General features: G+C 63.4%; 3 protein-coding genes. 1 reads left to right on the top strand and 2 read right to left on the bottom strand.

The features are described from left to right. The first annotated feature begins 120 nt into the window (after positions 1-120). Positions 121-495, top strand: a complete 375-nt coding sequence (locus tag APY03_RS35265) for a response regulator (protein WP_068684769.1) — start codon at positions 121-123, stop codon at positions 493-495. A gap of 312 nt (positions 496-807) precedes the next feature. On the opposite strand, the gene APY03_RS44995 is transcribed toward APY03_RS35265, so the two are convergent. Both APY03_RS44995 and APY03_RS42955 read right to left on the bottom strand, forming a co-directional pair. Beyond that, positions 808-1050, bottom strand: coding sequence for a hypothetical protein (locus tag APY03_RS44995; protein ID WP_068684767.1), 243 nt, complete (start codon positions 1048-1050; stop codon positions 808-810). Between the two features lie 178 nt (positions 1051-1228). Then, on the bottom strand, positions 1229-2289 hold a 1061-nt coding region (locus tag APY03_RS42955), incomplete at its 5' end, for a DUF5666 domain-containing protein (RefSeq protein WP_068684765.1).

The raw sequence follows: 2289 nt of genomic DNA, 5'->3' as shown, positions 1-2289 counted from the left end.
ATAATTGACGCTCGCCGCTCAGAATAGTTGACGCCGGGCAAGTGCCCGGCACCTGACTGCGCCCGCCTACGTGGCTGCAGATGAAGATGCTGCATCATCGTGGCCGCTACACGACGGCCCATGGGTACCAAAACATTCCTGGTTGAGGACAGCGAGACCATTCGGGCGAACTTGGTGCCTGCCATGCGTGATCTCGCGGACGTGGAGGTCATTGGATTCGCGGAGACGGAAAGCGAAGCACTGGTGTGGCTTGCCTCGCACACAGCTGAACTGCATCTTGTCGTCGTGGATCTCCTGCTCAGAGAAGGATCGGGCCTTGGCGTCGCCAAGCACTTCAGAAGCGCACGCTCGGACCTCCCGATCGTGATCCTCACGAACTATGCGACAGCGACTACCCGTGAGCGGGCCTTGGCGGCCGGAGCATCCGTCGTCTTTGACAAGTCGACGGAGCTAGAAGAGTTCTTTGCCTACTGCGTGGCACTGCCGAAAGGGTGAGCTTTGCGGCGCCCCAAGTACACCGACATGGACCGCATGGAGAAGTGCGCGTCGACCGGATGCAGATGCTCGACATCTCATCCCTCACGATGTTGCGCCTGTGCGCCTGTGCGCCGGTGCCATGCAAGTGGGCTAAACGGATTTGCAATCCGTTGGGTCGGAAGCAGCAAGCGCAGTTCCGTCTCCCGACTGCCGCATCGTTTTCATCTTAGCCGACGGATTAGGTCGAGACCCCCAGGCCTGGCGCACTGCACAGCGCAAGTCAACTAAGCGCCAGAAGCCAAGCGGCGCGTCATGAAGGGCCAGAGCCTTTCAGCACCTAGTCTCAAGAGGAGTGCAGATTGGCACTCCTCTTCGGAACGCCTCGCGAGAAAGCTCGACCGGATCGTTCTCGGCACAGGAAGCGTAGAGCTCAATTGCCCAATCCGCAATTCGCTCGAGGTCTTCCTTGTCCTGCGTGAGCCTGGAGTACTCCTGCGAGAATCTTTGCACCCACGCCTCATCTGGATCCAAGGTGAAGCCGGCAATGACGATCGATCTCTCAGGTTTCCACATGTTGTTCCTCCATAGCCCGCATACCTAGTCTAGTTGAGGAACTTCTTAGTGCAGCTCAGCAGTGGCGTAACAAGAAGCGCCGAGCATCCGCTCGACGCGGCGCCGCCCGGGCCACCTATGGTCACCTCAGGTTTGCCGAGAACGGCAGCGCGCCGTTCCCGTACACGTGAAGAGCTCGTCAGTCGAAACTGACGCGCGTGGCGATGAGCACGCCATTCACGACCTGCGAGCCCTCGATGTTGACCTTGGCGCCGTTGCGAAGGTTCGCAGCGCTGCCGTTCACGAACACCATACCTGAGGCGCTGGCATCTACGGGCTGGCCGCGGACCCGGAAGCTCGCCACCGAGCTGAAGTTGCCCACGGTCCCGATAAGCAGGAAGCTCGAGGGTCCACCGGTGCCTGGCACGTGACGGATCTTGAGCTTCGAGGCTTGAAGCACCCCGTTGGACATGACACCGCCGACTTCCACCTTGACGCCATTGCCGACGGCGCTGGCGGGCCCGCCTGTGATCTTCGCGCCCGAAGCGTTCACCGGAACGTTGAGCACCCGCAGCGAGCTCAGGCCTGCGTAGTCGGTGACAATGCCTGCGAGCTGCACCGCCGTGGCGTTCGCCGTGGGTACCGGGTACCACCATTGGACGAGGGTCGCCGCAAGCCGGTCCGATTGCACCGCGTTTGCGCGAACGCGCACCAAGGTGCCATTGGTCAAGGGGCCGCCGCCGGCACTGCCGGAAAGCGCCGCCGCGCCGTACTCGACAACCGTCCCGCCGATCGTGAACTTCTGCCTCGCGGGGTCCAGGTTCTGAACCGTGCCCGTGAGGATCGGCGCGGCCGCTCCATGCTGCTGCTCGATGCGCGTGGCCCGCAGAACGCCCGGTGCACCCGGCAAACCCCAGACCTGCAGCGTGCTGCCGGGCGCGACGGCAGCAAGCCCGGCTGAGTCGGCCCACACGGTGGCCTCGTCGGTGGTGACGGTCGTGCCCAGGATGACGAAGCTGCCTTGCGCCAGGTTGATGGAGGACAGCGTACCGCGCAGGTCGGCCGCAGATTCAACCCGCCGGGCGATGCCGCTAGTGAAGTCCGCGTTGACCGGGCCCGTCACCTTCGCGCTCATGCCCAGCTGCAGCGCGGGGGCATCCTCGACGCTGAAGACAGCGGTGTCGGTGTCGTAGCGCAGGCCATTGACGATGATGCTGCCCGCGCCGTCGACGGCGCCAATGCCAGCCGCATCGGCAGTGC

This window comes from Variovorax sp. WDL1 (genome assembly GCF_001541225.1).
GTDB lineage: Bacteria > Pseudomonadota > Gammaproteobacteria > Burkholderiales > Burkholderiaceae_C > Variovorax.
This window is presented reverse-complemented; position numbering and strand designations above follow the sequence as displayed.

Coding starts and splice junctions, on each gene's coding strand:
- APY03_RS44995 (WP_068684767.1), bottom strand. CDS start 1,050: ATGTGGAAACCTGAGAGATCGATCGTCATTGCCGGCTTCACCTTGGAT.
- APY03_RS35265 (WP_068684769.1), top strand. CDS start 121: ATGGGTACCAAAACATTCCTGGTTGAGGACAGCGAGACCATTCGGGCG.